The organism is Staphylococcus felis, from assembly GCF_003012915.1.
Lineage (GTDB): Bacteria > Bacillota > Bacilli > Staphylococcales > Staphylococcaceae > Staphylococcus > Staphylococcus felis.
In genome coordinates this window covers 1,820,498-1,840,695 of record NZ_CP027770.1, presented here as the reverse complement: position 1 = coordinate 1,840,695, position 20,198 = coordinate 1,820,498, and the positions used below count along the sequence as shown (strand labels likewise).

The following is a 20,198-nucleotide window of genomic DNA, read 5'->3' as shown; positions in this document are numbered from 1 at the left end:
CCAGCCTTAATACTATACTTCTTAATGTTGATCATATTCTTTCTTATTTTGAGATTGTTCTCCCCAACATTCAATACCAAACAAATTAATTTCAAGGTTTTCTGGACGGAAAATCGGGCGCTTGCCTTCCTTACGTTGACGTTGATAATCTTTCATAACAGCAAATGCAATATTGGATAACCCGATAATTGCAACAATGTTAACGATTGCCATTAATCCCATAAATACATCAGCTGTACTCCATACTGTTTCTGTTTTAATCACAGCACCTACAAATACAAGTACAACAACTAAACAACGAAAAACAAATAAAATACCTTTATTTTTAGATAAGAATTCAATATTAGCTTGACCATAGTAATAATTTCCAATAACAGATGAAAATGCAAACAATGTAATCGCAACACTTAAGAATATACCACCTGCACTACCTAAATGCTCATTTAAAGCCGTTTGTGTAACAGCTACACCTTGCGCTGCGTTTTCACCAAACTCTAACCCAGAATATAATAAAATCATGATTGCCGTTGCTGTACATACTAAAATCGTATCAAAGAAAACGCCTAATGATTGGATTAAACCTTGCTTAACAGGATGTGACACTGCGGCAGTTGCTGCTGCATTAGGAGCTGACCCCATCCCTGCTTCATTCGAGAAAAGTCCTCGCTTTATCCCTTGTAAAACTGCGAATCCGACTGCCCCTCCAGTCGCTTGTTCAAAACCAAACGCACTTTTAATAATTGTTGTAATCATTGGAATGATTTGATCAAAATGGAACAATAAAATACCTAAAACCATAACAATATAAATAATCGCCATAATAGGTACAATAGCTGATGATAATTTAGCGATACTACGTACACCGCCAAATATAACAATTCCGGTAATAACTGCTAAAACGATTCCAGTTATAACAGGGCTAACTTGATATTGTGTATTTAAAGATTCAGCAATTGTGTTTGATTGCACAGTATTAAACACAAAAGCAAACGTAATAGTAATCAATACAGCAAACACAATTCCTAACCAACGTTGATTTAATCCTTTTGTCATATAGTACGCTGGACCCCCACGGAATCCGCCTTCTTTATCGTGTACTTTATATACTTGTGCTAGAGTCGCTTCAATAAAAGCACTTGCTGCACCAATAATTGCGATAACCCACATCCAAAAAACAGCACCAGGGCCTCCTAATACTATTGCTGTGGCTACCCCTGCAATATTCCCTGTTCCAACACGTGAGCCCGCACTAATCGCAAACGCTTGAAATGGTGAAATCCCCTTCTCACCTGAGTCTAATGTTTCCGGTTTTTCAGTTAGTGCTCTAAACATTTCAGGTATCCATCTAATTTGGACAAACTTTGAACTGATGGTAAAGAAAAAGCCAGCTGTTAATAGTAAACCTATTAAATACTGAGACCATATTAAATCATTCCCCACCTGTATGAACGTCTTAAACCACTCCGGAATTAAACTATCAAAATCTCTCACATTAATCCCTCTTTACTTTTAAATTTTGCTTATTTCTATTTTTCAAACAACTAGCTTTATTCTATCATTGTTGGCCTATGATGACTATTTATTTTTTATTTATATCTAAAAACCGCTTTCAATTTGATTAAACAAAGTAAGTTCAAATGATTGTTTTCAACTCATGTGCACTACACAATTAGCTTGAAAACGTACATTTTGATGCAATATTCATTAATTTTTTAGTACAAACAGACTAAGCCTCACTCAAAAAAGACGAGCATATAACTCAATCATAGTTTATATCTCGTCTCTTAGTATACTTATTTAAATTTCAAATTGAATTAATATACATGTAGCTGCTGTATATCACCAAATGTTTGTGTATCTACTACAAAACTACCATTTGTGTATTGTTCAGATAAATGTATCTCTTTAATTTGTCCTTCATGACTATTTTGCTCTGATGTAATGCGATATTTAGTATCATCTTGGCGACATATTTTAGCATCTACAATACGATGCGGCTGTTTTTTTAATTCTTTTAGTAAAGTGATGCCTCTTTGAGCACGTTTCGCAATTTGTAGCACTTGATAACTAATACGCTTTAAAGCTCCTCTTTGTGTAGCGATAAGAATTGTATCAGTTGGCTGTATCGTACCAGCCATAACAACACAATCTTGATCTTTTAGATTAATTGCTTTTACGCCCATAGCACGTAACCCTGTATCAGGCAGTTCAGATTGTGGATACGTAAGAGACATACCAGTATGTGTTAATAATGTAATCAGTGAAGATTCATCATCTGCGTTTAATTTAACAACTGATACAACTTCATCACCTTGCTTTAATTTCATAGCGACAAGCGGTTTATTAATACGTGTTGATTTAAAGTTTGCTAACACACTTTTTTTAATCATACCGTTACGCGTCGTTGTCACAATCACTTCTTTGTCTGTAAATTGGCTGAGTACAAAACAACTTAGCACCTGTTCATCTTCATCGATTGGAACGATTTGGGATACGTGTTGTCCTAAATCTTTCCATTTAATATCTGCTAGTTTATGCACTGGAATGTATAGATAGCGCCCCTTATTCGTAAAAACGAGTGCAGTATCTTGTGTATTGACTTCTAAAATCTTAAGCACATAGTCATTATCTTTTAAACCAATGTCCTCTTCCCCACTTGCATTATAACTTCTTAAAGATGTCCGTTTAATATAGCCATCATACGTTAAACTTAGCATGACTGTCTCACTTGGGACAATAACCTCTTTATCAATTTTGATTTCAGTAATATTGGCTTCGATAACTGACAATCTTGGTGATTTGAACTGTTTTTTAATTTCATGCAACTCATCTTTAATGACGTCTAATAATGCTTGGTGGTTGTCTAAAATATGGCGTAATCCATCGATTTTAGTTTTTAACTCATTGTGTTCATCTTGTAATGCAACAATGTCAGTATTCGTCAAGCGATAAAGTTGTAACATTACTATTGCCTCAGCCTGTGCATCAGTGAAATTAAACTCAGCTACCAAATTGTCCTTAGCATCTCGCTTATTTTTAGAATTACGGATAATAGCGATCACTTCATCAAGGACTGATAATGCTTTCATTAAACCTTCAACAATATGCATACGTTCTTCAGCATTTGCGAGATCATATTGAGTCCGTCTTGAGACAACTTCTATTTGATGATTCACATAACTATCAAGAATTGCTTTTATACCCATTAATTTAGGACGTCCTTCACTAATGGCGACCATATTAAAGTTATATGCCACTTGTAAATCGGTGTTTTTATATAAGAAATTTAAGATAGATGTTGTATTAACATCTTTTTTCACTTCGATTGCTATTCGCAATCCGCTTCTATCTGTTTCATCACGCACTTCAACAATACCGTCAACTTTTTTATCAGCTCTCAGTTCATCTATTTTTTTAACAAGGTTACTTTTATTAACTTCATATGGAATTTCAGTAACTATAATCTGCTTACGTCCATTTCTTAATGACTCTTCATCAGCTTTAGCTCGAATAACAACTTTACCTTTTCCAGACTCATATGCCTTTTGAATGCCATCTATCCCTTGTACAATACCGCCAGTTGGAAAATCAGGTCCTTTAACATATTTCATCAGCTGTTTCACTGATAAGTCAGGGTTATCTATATATTTTAAAGTTGCAGTAATAACCTCCGCAAGATTGTGCGGTGGAATATCTGTAGCATAACCTGCAGATATTCCGGTAGAACCATTGACAAGTAAATTCGGAAAACGCGCAGGTAACACCATAGGCTCCATTTCTGTATCATCATAGTTAGGAACATAATCTACAGTATTTTTATTTAAATCACGCAATAATTGTTCAGACACTAAACTCAGCTTTGCCTCTGTATAACGCATAGCAGCTGGTGGATCATTATCAATACTACCATTGTTTCCATGCATCTCTACCAAAACATGACGTAACTTCCAATCTTGGCTTAACCTCACCATTGCATCATAAACCGATGAGTCTCCATGAGGATGAAGCTGACCAATTACATCACCGACAGTTTTAGCACTTTTACGGAAGCTTTTATCGAACGTATTGCCACTTGAATACATCGAAAATAAAATACGGCGCTGTACCGGTTTTAGTCCATCTCGTACATCAGGTAAAGCACGCTCTTGAATAATATATTTGCTATATCGTCCAAATCGATCACCTAAAACATCTTCTAATGGTAAATTTTGGATGATTTCACTCATTCTACATCCTCCTCTTCCATTACATCTTCACTGAGAATTTGAATCTCATCACTTTCTAAAATACTTTGGTCTTCTTGCATCCCAAATTGTACATGTCGTTCTATCCACTCACGACGCGGTGCTACTTTATCTCCCATAAGTGTTGATACACGCTTTGAAGAACGCACCTCATCTTCTATCTGAACGCGTATTAATGTTCTCGTATCCGGGTTCATCGTTGTTTCCCATAATTGATCAGGGTTCATCTCACCAAGACCTTTGTACCTTTGAAGAGAAAAACCTTTACCCAGTTTCTTTTGCAACTGCTCTAACTCTTCATCAGTCCAGGCATATTCAATCTTTTTTTGCTTACCTTTGCCTTTTTCTAATTTATAAAGTGGTGGTAAAGCAATAAACACACGTCCTTCAGAAACAAGGGGTCTCATATATTTGAAAAAGAATGTCAGTAACAACACTTGAATATGAGCACCATCAGTATCTGCATCAGTCATGATAATAACACGGTTATAATTACTATCTTCAATTTTAAAATCATTCCCGACACCGGCGCCAATTGTATGGATAATCGTGTTAATCTCTTCATTTTTAAATATATCTTCTAGCTTTGCTTTTTCAGTATTAATTACTTTACCTCTTAACGGTAAAATAGCTTGAAATTTTCTGTCACGACCTAATTTAGCAGATCCACCGGCAGAATCACCCTCAACTAAATAAAGCTCATTTTTGGCAGTATTTTTGCTTTGTGCTGGTGTAAGCTTACCGGATAATAAAGTATCTTTGCGCTTATTTTTTTTACCTGTTCGCGCATCTTCTCGTGCTTTTCTAGCTGCTTCTCGTGCTTGTTGCGCTTTTACAGCTTTTTTAACCAACGCTTTAGATAGTTGCCCTTTTTCTTCAAGATAAAAAGGCAACTTTTCAGCAACTACAGATTCAACCGCACTTCTTGCTTCAGGTGTACCTAGTTTAGATTTAGTTTGTCCTTCAAACTGAAGCAACTGCTCTGGAATACGGACTGAAATAATAGCAGTAAGACCTTCACGTATATCATTACCTTCTAAATTTTTGTCTTTCGTTTTTAATTCACCAATACGTCTAGCATAATCATTAAAAACACGTGTCATTGCTGTTTTAAATCCAACCTCGTGTGTACCACCGTCTTTAGTACGGACATTATTGACAAAACTCATAATGCTTTCAGAGTATTGATCATTGTATTGAAAGGAAACATCTACTTCAATACCGTTTGATTCTCCTTGAAATAGCGCAACATCGTGAAGTACTTCTTTGCCTTCATTAACATAATGAACAAAAGCTTTAATTCCTTCTTCGTAATGATAAACTTCCGTACGCTCTTTATTCACACGCTTGTCTTCTAAAGTAATTTTTAAATTTTTCAATAAAAAGGCTGATTCTTGTAGGCGTTCACTTAATATATCAAAGTTAAACTGTGTTGTACTTTTGAATATTTTTGAATCAGGTTTAAATGTAACAATTGTACCACGGTTACGTGTTTTGCCTTTTTTAACTAATTTTGTTTGTGGTATGCCACCATGAGCAAACTTTTGTTCAAATTTATAACCTTCTCTATGAATCTCAACTGTTAGCCATTCGCTCAAAGCATTCACTACAGATGCACCAACCCCATGAAGTCCACCTGATGTTTTATAGCCACCTTGTCCAAACTTTCCACCAGCATGTAGAACGGTAAAAATGACTTCAACTGTAGGTTTACCGGATTGATGCATTCCAGTCGGCATCCCACGTCCATTATCAGCAATTGTAATACTTTCATCTTTATTAATCGTTACGCTTATTTCATTACCATAACCATTTAAAATTTCATCTACAGAATTATCGACCACTTCATAGACCAAATGATGCAAGCCACGTTTATCTGTAGAACCTATATACATACCCGGTCTTTTTCTTACAGCTTCTAGACCTTCTAAAACTTGAATCGAGTCATCCGAGTAGTTGTTATTAATTGTTGCTGACACGTAATTCCCCTCCTACAAACATACGTTCGTTTTTAAAACTATACAATAGATATTCTTATATAAAAACTGCAAAAATGCAAGTACAAATACAAAATGATTCATAATCTACTTTTAAATTTTTTTCTTTCTTCAATGTTTCAATCAAAATGAGTATCGTCAATCTACTCATTTGTCATCGTTGTTATTATATATTTTAATAAGCACGCATAATTTCGCAATACATATCACATTCAATTGTGTTAAAATGTGAGTAGGTACTAAAAGGATGTGAAAACATATGATGGTATTGGTTCTCATCATTATCAGTTATTTAATCGGCTCTATTCCAAGCGGTGTTTTAATAGGAAAAATCTTTTTTAATATTGACATTAGAGAGCATGGAAGCGGCAATACGGGGGCTACAAATAGTTTCAGAGTATTAGGAAAACCAGCAGGCTTTGTCGTCACTTTTTTAGATATATTTAAAGGGTTTATCGTCGTATTTTTGCCAATGCTATTCCATATCGAAATGCACGGTTTACTCATTGGTATTTTTGCTATCATTGGCCATGTATATCCAATCTACCTCAAATTTAAAGGTGGAAAAGCAGTCGCAACAAGTGCAGGGGTATTACTAGGGGTTAATCCACTTTTATTTTTAATCTTGATTACGATTTTCTTTGTTATTTTATATTTATCAAAATATGTTTCATTATCAAGTATCATAGCTGCAATTTGTTGTTGCATCGGTTCTTTTTTTGTTCAAGATTATGTTTTATTAATTGTAAGCTTTATTGTTGCTGGTTTATTGATTTTTCGTCATACAAGTAATATTAAGCGTATTATCAAAGGAACAGAACCTAAAATTAAATGGATGTAATCACAAAAGTTTAAATTCTTGTCCAAACACTTTACAATAGAAGCAAATATCTATCGTTTGAGAGGAGTTTATATATGAAAATAGAACTTACAGATAATGCGATACAATGGTTTAAAGATGAGTTGGATTTACCAGAAGAACAAAAAGTATTACAATTTTACGTACGTTACGGTGGTGAATTTCAACTTAAACAAGGATTCAGTCCAGCATTTAATGTTGAATTTGAACGTGATATTGATGAAATTGGTTACGAAGAAATTTTGGATGGCTTAAGGTTAGTTGTTGCTGAAAAAGATGTATGGTATTTTGATGATCATACCTTACAAATAGACATTCATAATGATGAAATAATATATCAAGCTGAGACCCAAACAGCTTCATAAAAAATGATAGATAGAAGCACATGCTGGGGACATAAATCCCAAAATAAATAACGCTAAGATGATTTTTAATAAAAATGCGTCTTAGCGTTTACTTTTATTCAATAAGGAAAAACTTTGAGATTTTTTCGTGAATTTTTACAGAAAACCTCGAATTTTTTCGATTACTCATATATATCAAACTCTTTTATTTATAAGTTTGTCGACCTTTTATTTAATCTCCATATCTTCTTGATTCTCATTGCGCTCATTTACACTATGATAAATTTCATACCAATTTGGAAATGCTTTATCTAAACGAACTGGCTTATTATTTTCTTTTGTGACAATAACGTTATCTGTATAACCAGTCGTTACAATTTCATCTTTTTCGTTATATATTTCATATTTATAACGGGAACGTAATTTTGAAAACTTTGATACCCACGTTTTAACCTTTACTTTTTCAGGATAGGTCACACTTTTTTTATACTGAATATTGAGCGAAACGACTGGCGAAACAACGCCAACTTGCTCCATTTCAGCATAATTAAGTCCTAGCTTACGTATGTAATCTGTTCGTGCAACTTCGAACCACGTTGCATAATTTCCATGATAAATGACCCCCATCTGGTCTGTTTCTTGATATCTAGCTTCAATTTCAGTTAATGAATAAATCATGATTTTGCCCTCTTTCTCGAACTTTATAAATTCGTTTTTCCATCAAAAAAAGAAGAGTAAGACAGAAGTGAAACCACACCCGACTCCACTTCATATCTTACCCTAAACATTAACTATTATGAAAAGTATACGCTTGATTTTAAGCTAATTTTTTGCGTAATACTAATTGTAAAATACCACCATGACGATAATAATCAATTTCAACATTTGAATCAAATCTTGCTTTCGCTTCAAATGAAATCGTAGAACCATCTTCTTTAGTAGCTGTAACTTTAACTCTTTCACCCGGCTTAATATTTTCATTAATATCAACTGAAATGTTCTCTTTACCCTCTAAACCAAGTGTATCAGCCGATTCACCTTCTAAAAATTGTAATGGCAACACACCCATCATTACAAGGTTTGAGCGATGGATACGTTCATAACTTTGTGCAATAACTGTTTTGACACCTAACAAGTTAGTCCCTTTAGCAGCCCAGTCACGAGAAGAGCCCATTCCATAATCATGACCAGCTAACACAACTAAACCAGTACCGTCTTGCTTATATTTCATAGCCGCATCAAAGATAGGCATTACTTCACCAGTAGGCCAGTATGTTGTAAATCCGCCTTCTGTACCTGGCGCTAATTGGTTTTTGATACGAATATTTGCAAATGTACCACGTACCATGACTTCATGGTTACCACGACGAGATCCGTATGAGTTAAAATCACGCGGTGAAACCCCGTTATCTAATAAGTATTTACCAGCCGGTGTATCTTTACCAATTGCACCAGCAGGAGAAATGTGGTCAGTTGTGACAGAATCTCCAAATTTACCCATTACACGTAAATCACTTAAAGGCTTAATAGATTCAGGCTCTTTAGATAAACCTTGGAAGAATGTAGGGTTTTGAATATATGTTGATTTAGGATCAAAGTTGTATAAAGGTTGTTCAGTCGTGTCAATTTGATTCCAAAGCTCATTATTATCATAAACACTCTTATATTCTTCTTTGAATAGTTCTGGCGTTACTGTACTTTCTACAGTATCTGCCACTTCTTTAATTGTAGGCCAGATGTCTTTAAGGTAGACGTCTTCACCATCTTTACCTTTACCTAATGATTCATTTTGAAGGTCAATATCAACTGTACCAGCTAAAGCATAAGCTACAACAAGTTGTGGTGATGCAAGATAGTTCGCTTTCACTAAAGGATGGATACGTCCTTCAAAGTTTCTGTTACCTGATAATACAGATGTAACAAGTAAATCTTCTTCAGCGATTGCTGATTCAATCTCCTCAAGTAAAGGACCAGAGTTACCAATACATGTCGTACATCCATAACCTACTAAGTTAAATCCTAATTGATCTAAATACGACTGTAAGCCTGCATCGCGTAGATAGCCTGTTACAACTTTAGACCCTGGCGCTAATGATGTTTTGACATATTCAGGTACTTTCAATCCTTTTTCAACTGCATTTTTAGCTAATAAACCTGCCCCTAACATAACGTATGGGTTAGATGTATTTGTACATGAAGTAATTGCAGCTATTGCAATATCTCCTGTTTTCATTTCAGTTGTTGAACCATCTTTAAATTGAATAGTTGCTTTTTTATCAAATTCATCTTTACTTAAACCGTGACCTTGGTTACCGGCTGGTGCTGTGACAGACTTTTCAAATTCTTTTTTCATATCACTTAAGAATATTAAGTCTTGAGGTCGTTTTGGTCCTGATAAAGAAGCTTCAACAGTTGATAAATCTAAATCAACGACATCCGTATAATTAGGTTCTTCAGAAACATCGAAGAATAAATGATTTTCTTTTAAGTATTTTTCAACTATTTCAATATGATCATCCGTACGACCTGTTAAACGTAAATATTTTAAAGTTTCATCATCCACTGGGAAGAAACCACACGTCGCACCGTACTCAGGAGCCATATTTGCGATAGTTGCACGATCTGCTAATGGCAACTTATCTACACCTGGACCGTAGAACTCAACAAATTTCCCTACTACACCCTTTTTACGTAATAATTCTGTAACACGTAAAGCCAAGTCAGTAGCAGTCGCACCTTGAGGAAGTTCATTTGTTAAGCGAACACCTATAACCTCAGGAATTGGGAAATAAGAAGGTTGTCCGAGCATTCCGGCTTCAGCTTCAATACCGCCGACACCCCAACCTAATACGCCTAGTCCATTAATCATTGTCGTATGAGAGTCAGTACCTACTAATGTATCAGGAAATGCAACATTCTCCCCATTTTCTTCACGAACGTGAACTACATTTGCTAAATACTCTAAGTTAACTTGGTGAACGATACCTGTTGCTGGCGGTACAGCATTATAATTATCAAATGCTTTTGTAGCCCAGTTTAAAAATTGATAACGCTCATAGTTACGCTCAAACTCTAACTTCATGTTATTTTCTAAAGCATCTGTATTAGCATAACTATCAACTTGAACAGAGTGGTCAATAACTAAATCAACAGGTACTTCAGGATTAATTTTAGATAAATCTCCACCAACATCATCCATTGCTTTACGTAATGATGCTAAGTCAACAACAGCTGGAACACCTGTAAAATCTTGGAGAATGACACGTGACGGCTTAAATGGCACTTCACCTTTTTCATTCTCTTTTCCAAAAGTCGATAACGCTTTGATATGTTCATCTGTAATAACATGACCATCTTCTTGACGCAAAACCGATTCTAATAGTACACGAATTGAATATGGCAAACGACTTACTTGAGTTAAACCTTGTTCTTCTAACGTATTTAAATCATAATACGTTAATTCTTTACCATTAACTTGAAATGACTTTTTAGATTGTTCTTTTAAATTAGAAGCCATTAAATATCCCCCCTGATATATTTATATGCCGTTTATTTAATTGTATAATTAAGATGATATGAATACAACTGAATAAGAAGGAAAAGACCCTTTTTGAAGTTTCGCATTTATAATTAGTTACTATAAAAAAAAGTTATCACTAAGAGTGAGTGTAATAAGTATATTTTATTAGTTGAGAATCATTTTCAATGAATAACAGGCTGGGACATAAATATCTCGAAGTTTTCTTAAAATAAGATGATTCATTCAATGATACGAAAGTGGCTTTTTTCAAAAAGTATTTCAATGTAAAATTACATGTATATCACGTCGTATTGTTGGCGAGACTCCTGAGGGCATACGAATTATTGATAAAGGAAAAGCGTAGAGGTGATTCAATCATTGAACCATCTCTACGCTATTATTTTAGGATTGATACCCCAGACTCTTCTGAATGCATTTATATTAAAACTAATTATTTTTCCTGTTCACGTAAAGCTTTACGCTTTGAAATAAGTTCATCTTCATAATCTTGTTGTGAATTCGCAACATATTCTTTGAGACGGTGTTTATTAGGTGTTAGTGTTAATCCTAAAAACTTACGCTCTTGGTTAGCATCCTTGTAGAAACTAATCATCATCATTATAACAATAAATGAGAACGGTAAAGCACTAATAATAGCCGCGCTTTGCAATGCATTTAAACCTGCAGCACTATCTCCACCGCCTGATAATAACAATACGAATGCAATAAGAGATTGTGCAATTCCCCAAGTGACCTTAATTAACGAACTTGGATTGAGAGAACCCCTTGTTGTTTGCATACCTAAAACGAACGTTGCCGAATCTGCTGATGTAATGAAAAATGATGCAATAAGTAATAACGCAATGATGGATAAAACCATACCCATTGGCAATTGATGGAATACACCAAACAATTGTGTTTCTGAAGACATTTCAAAAATCTTTTGATGCTTTTTAGCAGTTTCAATACCTAAAACACCAAACACACTAAACCATAAGAAACTCACAATTACAGGTACTAATAAAACACCTGAAATAAATTCACGAATTGATCTACCTCTAGAAACACGTGCAATAAACACACCAACAAATGGACTCCAACTTAACCACCAACCCCAATAGTAAAGCGTCCAATCCGTCATCCATTGACGTTTACTTGGATTTGTAGCTGCAGCATCAAAACTATTAAATAGGAATGAATTTAATAAGCTACCCGTTGAAGTTGTAAACATGTCTAAAATAAGTACTGTAGGACCAGCAATTAATCCCGCAATGAGCAATATTGTACCTAGACCAATATTTGTATTACTTAAATATTGGATACCTTTACTTAATCCAGACCAAGCGCTCATAATAAACAATATCGTCACAACAATGATGATTACAGCTTGTGTCACAATTGTATTTGGTATCCCAAATAGATATTCTAATCCACCTGCTATTTGAAGCGCACCCATACCTAGAGAAACTGCTACACCAATAACTGTAGCAAACACAGCTAACACATCAATGATTGTACCAATGATACCATCAACATAATCTCCTAAAATAGGGCGTAAGGTCTTAGAGATTAGTCCAGGTTCTCCCTTTCTAAATTGGGAATACGCTAAAGCCAATGCTACGACACCATATACTGCCCATGCATGAAAGCCCCAGTGGAAAAATGTGGAACGTAATGATTCAGTAAATGCCTCCGTTGTTTTAGGATCAGCATTTGGTGGCGCTGCAAAATGAGAAAGTGGCTCCGCTGCTCCATAGAATACTAAACCAATCCCCATTCCTGCACTAAATAACATTGCAAACCATGAAATAGTATTAAATTCCGGCTTGTCATTCGGTCTCCCCAGTTTTAACTTTCCAATCGGACTAAAAATTAAGAATACACAGAAAAATACTATGATTGTTGTTAAAATGAGATAGTACCATCCTAAATTATCGGTAATCCATAACTTAATTTCATTTGTAAAGTCGCCAAATTGTGTAGGGATAAACACCCCAATTGCCACAATAATCGCAACTATAATTGCACTAATAATAAAAACAGGCGAAAACTTCTTACCATTTGGTTCTGGAGTTGAAGTATTCATAGTCATAACATACTCCCTTTCCTCTATTCATTTTTAATTAAGTACTTTTAATTTACAACGCAAACTTTTGTGAATGTCAATTAAAAGCACTATTAACATATATACGATAACAAAATATAAGCACTTAATCAATGCACCAAACGAATGCCATCAATTAAAACGCTTTAAACTTTTATAACCTTCAATATTTTTTAGTTTTTAAGTTTACAAAATATAACATATAATTATATATATTTTACGATTGTAAACAAAACGTTTTTAGGGTATACTTTTTTTATTCATTTATCAATTTATATTTATAAGGAGAATTGCTATGTTTCAAGAATTTAAAGCGTTCGCATTAAAAGGAAATGTATTAGATTTAGCTATTGCCGTAGTTATGGGGGCTGCATTTAATAAAATTGTTACATCTTTAGTTGAAAATATCATCATGCCTTTAATTGGTCTATTATTTGGCGAAGTTGATTTTGCTGAGAATTGGTCTATGTTTGGTATTAAATACGGTATTTTTATTCAATCAGTCATCGACTTTATTATTATCGCATTTGCTTTATTTATTTTTGTAAAGATTGCTAACACTATTGTTAAACCTTCAGAAGTCGAAGAAGAAATTGAAGAAAACACTGTCTTATTAACTGAAATTCGCGATTTATTACGCCAACAAAATAAATCATAATTTAAAAGCGTCTAGAACATAAATCCCAAAATAATGGTTCTATAGTAAATCGGACTGGTGTATAAATAATTTCATTTATTTGATTGTTCCATAAAGCCTCGCTTTTCTAGGCGCCTCAGAAGTCTCGGCTTAGGAATCAATCAAATGTGCTATATTTATTCACACCCCTAAATTATAAAGTATGTTTTACCAACTCAATTTTACTGATTTATGTCGTATTAAAAGAGGCATTAATGTTCAAGACTTTATGATCACACAACGAAAAAGGCGTTAAACAATCCATTATTGCATAACGCCTTAATTTAATGTGACCAGTCCAATTTGACTGAGAGCCAAATAATGAAAATAATAGCGTAGAGATGATTCTGATGTGCACCCCAAAAGTTGGACTAAAAAATCTAACTTTATGGGGTGCATTTTTATGGGTAAACATTATAAATTTGAAATCAAGTTAAAAATAGTTCAGGAATATTTAAATAGTAGTTTAGGATATGAGAGATTAGCTAAAAAATATAGTCTATCTCATTATTCTATACTTCAAAGATGGGTTAACCAGTATTTGGAATTTGGACCAAAAGGATTAGATAAAAAATTGCAGAATAAAGAATATACTAGAGATTTTAAAGTATCTGTTTTAAGATTTAGACAAGAAAATAAATTGTCTTATCGAGAAACAGCCAATCACTTTAAAATTTCTAATCCAGCTATGTTAGCCGTTTGGCAGCGTAAATTTAATGAAGAAGGTATTCTCGGTTTAGACAATAAACAGAGAGGACGTCCTTCTAAAATGAAAAGAAAGCAGACAAAAGTTAAACCAGATAATCATTTACCATTAAAAGAAGATGAACGCGAAGAATTAGAAAGACTTAGAAATGAAAATGAAATGTTGAAAGCAGGTATCGCTTATCAAAAAAAGTTACAACGCTTGACCCAACATTACGGAAGCAAACATCCGAAAAAGTAAAGGTCATTAAAGAATTACATGAAATGTATCAATTTGGGTTAAGCCTTCTGTTTGAAGTTACAGAAATAGCTAAATCCGTGTACTACTACTGGCTTGAACGTTTCAAAAAACCTAAAAAAGATATAGATATAGTTGAATCTATTAAGCAAATTTGTAAAGAAAGTGATTATACTTATGGTTATCGTCGAGTTACTCAAGCATTGGCTAATAAAGGAATGACAGTCAATCATAAGAAAGTAAGACGAATTATGAAAGAACACCATTTAACATGTACGAAATTTAAGCATAAAACAAGAAAATACAATTCTTATAGAGGAACTATAGGTAAAGTAGCTAAAAATATATTAAAACGTCGTTTTAATACAGATCGACCTTATCAAAAAGTGGTTACAGACATTACAGAATTTAAATTACGCGATGGAACAAAGGCCTATTTATCACCTTTTATGGACTTATATAACTTGGAAATCTTAAGTTATCGTATATCAAAGCGTCCTACTATAGATATTGTTATTGAACCTTTAACTGAATTACTAGCAATGAGACCGCAACTTTTTTATCGAATGACAATTCATTCAGATCAAGGATGGCATTATCAAAATAGAAACTATATTGAGTCATTAAAAGAACATGATCTATTTCAAAGTATGTCTAGAAAAGGCAATTGCTTAGATAATGCCTCAATGGAAAACTTCTTTGGGTTATTAAAACAAGAAATGTATTATGGACAATCATTTGAAACATTCCAAGAATTAGAACAATCAATTCATAAATATATCAATTTTTATAACAATACAAGAATTAAAGCAAAATTAAAAGGCTTGTCTCCTACACAATATAGGAAACAAACCTTTGAAATCGTATACTAAACCAAAGTACAACTTTTGGGGTTCAGTACATTCATGATTCAGAATCACCTCTATGCTTTTCTTTTATCAATAATTCGTATTGTTTGGCTCGCATTTTTTAGGAGGATGGGTCGAGCCGCGGTCTCGACGCTCATCCTATTCCCTCAGGCGTCTCGCCAACAATACGATGTGATATACGTGTAATTTTACATTAAAACACTTTAAAAAAAGACACTTTCGTATCCTTTAATAAAGGAAAACACTTCGAGATTTTTCGTAAATTTTTACGAAAACCTCGAAGCTTTTCGATTACTGAGATATTTATGTCCCAGCCTGTTTTATTTGTCATTAATCATTAAAATTAATTTGTGTATAGCTTTCATAGTTCTTTGATTTAACTTCCAAAATAACAGGCATCCGATTTTTTAACTCTGAGACGTGTGAGATAATTCCAACTAACCTTCCACTAGACTGCAACTGAACTAATGTATTAATAGCGGTTTCAAGGGTTTCTTGATCCAGAGTTCCAAATCCTTCATCTATAAACATTGAATCAAGAGAAACCCCACCTTGCTCTCTTTGAACTATTTCGCTTAGACCTAATGCTAATGCTAGTGATGCTTGGAAAGTTTCGCCTCCAGACAATGAAGCAATGTGACGCGATTGATTTGAATAATAGTCAAATACTTCAAGTTCTAGTCCACTAAATCCACGTCCTTTTCGTTTCTTTCTGATCAGTTCATATCGTTGTCCGGTCATATTTCGAAAATGTTTATTTGCCTCAATTAAAATCAGTTCTAAATAATAAATTAACACGTAATTTTCTAATGTTAAATTGTGATTATTTTTTCCTGAGATTACATCAGCTAACGTTACAATTTCAATTTGATTAGATAAAGTTTCCTTTAACTGATCTATTAAATCTTCTATCTTTTGGACAACTTTTTGGTTGTTCTTATTTTGAAAGTTTATCTCATTATATTGTTTTTGCTTTTCATCTATTCTATGTTGTAATTGATTTGCAGAATCATTCAATGTCATTAAATCAACAGGCTCAATTGCATTAAAAATACACTTTTCATCTTCTAATTGGGTTGAAATGACATGTAAAGATTGCTTAAATTGATCAACTGCTACTTGATAATGTTCTTCATTTTGGCTCTCTACCTTAATCTCCTTTATCTCATTAATGTGATTGATATTTAAATGCTCAAGCTCATCATGTAGTTCTGTTTCTAATTGAATTTTCCTTTTAGTGTCATCTTTAATTTGAGACTGATTAACATCTAATTGATATGAAGTCTGCTTAAAATGTTGCTTATTTTCGTTAATGTCATTTTCCAATTTCTCTTTTTTCGTACTGAAAGACTGTACATATGTTTCATACTTTTGATAAATTTGAATAAATGATTCGATTTCCTTACATCCTGTGTTCGTTTGGAATTGATTTACAGCATCTTGTATATGGTGTAACTCTTGCTCTTTTATCATTTTTTCATTTTGTAAATCGACAATTGATTGTTCCATTTCTTTTAATTTTTGATTTAATTGTTCTATTTTTTCAGCTTTTTGTTGTGCATTTTTTATACTTTGATTTATATCTAATATAGACTCTTCCAACTGATTAATATGTTCAGCATTATCTGAAACATGCTTTAATTCTTCAATTTGATCATGCATCATTTCCAACTGCGACTCAGTTTGAATCGCTTTCTCAACGAGTTGTTCTCGCTTTTTCTTTATCTTTTTATTATAGTCATACTGTGATTTCAAATCTTCTAAAGTTTTACCTTGAAGCTCATCACTGACAGTAGTACCACAAACTGGGCAAGAAGCCCCGTCATGCAATGATTGTCGTAAAGCAATAATTGTTTCCTCATGCGTTAAAATAGTAGTATCCGTTTCACTTAGTTCATTATATTCATGATTACAATGTTCAATCTCATCACGAATTTGCTTTAATCGACCTTCATTTTGTTTACATTGATATTCAAGTGCTTCTCTTTTTTCATACTTCTTCTGTGATTCTTTTAAATCTTTAAGTACAGATTGAGACTCATAAAACTTTTCATGTAATTGATTAATATAGTTGTAGTCTGGATCTTGATTGCCCTTTTGCTCATAAAGTTGTTCTACTTTACTCTGTTGTTTTTCTATTTTTTGATCAATTTGATTAATTTGTGACGCAACAAGAACCGACGCTTCAAATTTCGTTTTAAACGATTCTATGTTTCGATAATAGTGCTGTGTTTGATCACAAAACTGGCTATAGCGTTCATACTGTGATTTTTGATTCATATGTTCGTCATATTTTTCTTTATTTTGATTTAAAATATGTTCAGTTTCTTTAATGTTTTTTTGTAGATACTCTAATTGTTCTTCTTTTTCAAATAATATTTTTTGTGTATGTTCTAACTCTTCATATATACGAAGGGCTAATTTACTTTTTTGAATTAACTCGAGTTTCTTTTCGTACAAAGTCATTGTTTTTTCTTGCTCTTTTAATTGTTGCAACTTTAATTTAAGGTCATTATATCTATGAACACTCTCTTGACGCTTTTCCTGTCTTAATATATCTTGCTTCAATTGATTATACGTTTCTGTTAACTTTTCTTTTTCTTGGCGAAGCTCTTGAATTTTTTTTAGACCTAATTCAGAAAATTTAGGAAGATACTTTAATATTAATTCATATTGTTGTGTAGGCTGCTGTTGAATTTCAGTTAATGCTTCATCATCTAATGTATAAAGCTCTTGCCACAAACTTTCAAGCTTCATGTGTTGACGTTCGATTTCTTTTTTAGTTATTTCAGTTTGATCTGTAAGTTGATTTTTTAGCTGGTCATACAATTGTGTATTAAAAAGTGTTCTCAATATCGTCTGTTTCTCTGAACTATTAGAAAATAGAAATGTTTTAAATTCACCTTGAGGTAATATAAAAAGTTGTCGAAATTGATGTTGCTTGAGCCCTAATAATTCTAAAAGATACTTTTCTCCAGAACTCACTTTACTCTCCTTAAGTTGAAAAGCACCGTTTTCAAAATGATAAATATCCAACTGTGGCTTCGTTTCATTTTTATTACCTTCCTTAAGAAACGAAGCTTTGCGTATCACTTTGTATCTTTCATTTTGAATTTCAAACTCAAACGTTACAGTCAATGGCTCATTTGGATTCGCAAAGTGACTTCGTAAATGTTTCACTTCCCTTTTTTCAGTTGATGCACGACCATACAAAGCATAAACAATACTATCAAAAATCATTGTTTTACCAGAACCCGTTTTACCACTAATTAGAAACAATTGATTTAATTTAATATTTGTAAAATCAATTGTTTCATCTAAAAAAGGACCAAAATTTTGTAAATGCAATAACAAAGGTCTCATTTAATTTTCCTCCATATCATTCAAAATTTGGTTCAAATTTGACTTTTGAACATTCGAAAGTGGTGTGTCCATCATTTTCTCATAGAAATCCTCTACTATTTCTGATGTTTTTAGTTTTTTTATATTTTGAACTTTTTGGATGCTATCTTGAGTCTCAATAGCGTAAGGTGTCAATGCTAAAGTATTAGGATACGCTTGTTTTAATTTTTGCATCGGCTCTGTTATTTGGGATAGTTCCATAAGCTTAAAATGAAAATAACTGTCGTTACTTTTTCTAGCAAATTCACCATTAATAATATCTGTATAACGGCCCTCAATCACTTCAAGTTCATGTCTAGGTTCTAACATTTTAAATTGCTGAGAATACGCTTTGTTTTTCAAATTAAAAATACGATATCCTTTAACTTGTTTAGTTTCTGAAAAAGAATATTGTAAAATCGACCCGCTATAAAAAATATGGTCAGCACTTAAAGTAAAAGGATGATGAATATGGCCAAGCAGAACTAAGTCAAATTCTTCTAGAATACTAGGTTCCACTGATTCAATAGTACCTATAGTTATCTCTCTTTCTGAATCACTTTTAGGAGCACCGTATACAGTAAAATGACCGATAAGAACGTTTGTTTTACTCATATCCATTTGAGATTTTAAATGTTCTATTAACAAGCGAACAGCTTCCTCATACGAGCCGATTTCCTTTGAAAAAAATGATTTAACTTCAGAAATTGTAAAAAAAGGTAATGTGTAAAAATGAAAGTCATTGAATTGAATCGGTTTAAAAAAATCCTCAAGCTCAGTTCGAATGAATAAATTGTTTTGCATAAACCATGACGCACCATAGCTTAGTCTTCTTTTACTGTCATGATTTCCACTAATAATAATTATTGGCACATTGAATTGCAAATTTAATTTTGAAATAGTTTCTTCCATTAAAGTGACCGTTTCCTTATTAGGATAAGATGTATCATAAATGTCACCAGCTATAATGATTAAATTGGGTTTTTCTTGTTGAACATCGTCTAAAAATTGTTTAAGTACTACTTTTTGATCTTCTAAAAAGGAATGTCCATTTAAGATTTTACCTAGATGCCAATCAGCAGTATGTATAATTTTCAATATCATCACTCCCGAACGTTTGTTCTTATTTATTTTAAAACATCTATCTGAAATTCACAAGTACTTTCTATGTAATCAGGACCACCCGTAAAACGGGTGGTTTGCTCTTGGGCTATAAGCCCGCTTTACCGGCTAGCGTCTAAAGGCGCTGGCTTTTTCATTT

General features: G+C 33.3%; 13 protein-coding genes. 5 read left to right on the top strand and 8 right to left on the bottom strand.

Translation table 11 applies throughout. The features are described from left to right. Positions 1-21: 21 nt before the first annotated feature. The 3 genes from alsT to parE form a co-directional block, all read right to left on the bottom strand. On the bottom strand, positions 22-1,491 hold the full coding sequence (gene alsT / locus C7J90_RS08565) for a glutamine transporter AlsT (protein ID WP_103209876.1): 1,470 nt from the start codon (positions 1,489-1,491) through the stop codon (positions 22-24). Between the two features lie 323 nt (positions 1,492-1,814). After that, the gene (gene parC, locus C7J90_RS08560; RefSeq protein ID WP_103209878.1) at positions 1,815-4,226 is read right to left on the bottom strand and encodes a DNA topoisomerase IV subunit A; all 2,412 of its coding nucleotides are present in this window, start codon (positions 4,224-4,226) and stop codon (positions 1,815-1,817) included. Beyond that, positions 4,223-6,223 (bottom strand): DNA topoisomerase IV subunit B, encoded by a 2,001-nt coding sequence (parE, locus tag C7J90_RS08555; protein ID WP_103209879.1) that lies wholly within the window; start codon positions 6,221-6,223, stop codon positions 4,223-4,225. Before parE ends, parC begins: the two co-directional genes overlap by 4 nt. A gap of 277 nt (positions 6,224-6,500) precedes the next feature. On the opposite strand from parE, the gene plsY reads away from it, so the two are divergent. Together plsY and C7J90_RS08545 are read left to right on the top strand one after the other, a co-directional pair. Continuing rightward, positions 6,501-7,082, top strand: coding sequence for a glycerol-3-phosphate 1-O-acyltransferase PlsY (gene plsY, locus C7J90_RS08550; protein ID WP_103209881.1), 582 nt, complete (start codon positions 6,501-6,503; stop codon positions 7,080-7,082). A gap of 74 nt (positions 7,083-7,156) precedes the next feature. After that, a complete protein-coding gene (locus C7J90_RS08545) occupies positions 7,157-7,465 on the top strand; it encodes a HesB/YadR/YfhF family protein (protein WP_103209882.1) in 309 nt (102 codons plus the stop codon). A 207-nt stretch (positions 7,466-7,672) separates the two neighbouring features. Here C7J90_RS08545 and menI read toward each other — a convergent pair whose 3' ends face one another. The 3 genes from menI to C7J90_RS08530 all read right to left on the bottom strand — a co-directional run bounded on the left by menI (position 7,673) and on the right by C7J90_RS08530 (position 13,050). Continuing rightward, positions 7,673-8,122 carry a 1,4-dihydroxy-2-naphthoyl-CoA hydrolase MenI gene (gene menI, locus C7J90_RS08540; RefSeq protein ID WP_103209884.1) on the bottom strand — a complete coding sequence of 150 codons (450 nt, stop codon included), beginning with the start codon at positions 8,120-8,122 and terminating at the stop codon, positions 7,673-7,675. A 139-nt stretch (positions 8,123-8,261) separates the two neighbouring features. Then, positions 8,262-10,961 (bottom strand): aconitate hydratase AcnA, encoded by a 2,700-nt coding sequence (acnA, locus tag C7J90_RS08535; protein ID WP_103209885.1) that lies wholly within the window; start codon positions 10,959-10,961, stop codon positions 8,262-8,264. Between the two features lie 454 nt (positions 10,962-11,415). Next, complete coding sequence (locus tag C7J90_RS08530) at positions 11,416-13,050, bottom strand: BCCT family transporter (protein WP_103209942.1); 1,635 nt, start codon at positions 13,048-13,050, stop codon at positions 11,416-11,418. 313 nt (positions 13,051-13,363) lie between these two features. Between C7J90_RS08530 and mscL the strand changes: the two genes are divergently transcribed. From mscL to C7J90_RS08515, 3 genes are all read left to right on the top strand, one after another. Further along, positions 13,364-13,726 carry a large conductance mechanosensitive channel protein MscL gene (gene mscL / locus C7J90_RS08525; protein WP_103209887.1) on the top strand — a complete coding sequence of 121 codons (363 nt, stop codon included), beginning with the start codon at positions 13,364-13,366 and terminating at the stop codon, positions 13,724-13,726. A gap of 421 nt (positions 13,727-14,147) precedes the next feature. Then, entirely contained in the window at positions 14,148-14,690 is a 543-nt protein-coding gene (locus tag C7J90_RS08520; RefSeq protein WP_232618807.1) for a transposase, read from the top strand. A gap of 23 nt (positions 14,691-14,713) precedes the next feature. Continuing rightward, complete coding sequence (locus C7J90_RS08515) at positions 14,714-15,559, top strand: IS3 family transposase (protein WP_244905075.1); 846 nt, start codon at positions 14,714-14,716, stop codon at positions 15,557-15,559. Between the two features lie 327 nt (positions 15,560-15,886). Here C7J90_RS08515 and sbcC read toward each other — a convergent pair whose 3' ends face one another. Next, positions 15,887-18,919 (bottom strand): exonuclease subunit SbcC, encoded by a 3,033-nt coding sequence (sbcC, locus tag C7J90_RS08510; protein ID WP_103210786.1) that lies wholly within the window; start codon positions 18,917-18,919, stop codon positions 15,887-15,889. Then, positions 18,920-20,035, bottom strand: coding sequence for an exonuclease subunit SbcD (gene sbcD / locus C7J90_RS08505; protein ID WP_103210788.1), 1,116 nt, complete (start codon positions 20,033-20,035; stop codon positions 18,920-18,922). Between the last annotated feature and the right edge of the window lie 163 nt (positions 20,036-20,198).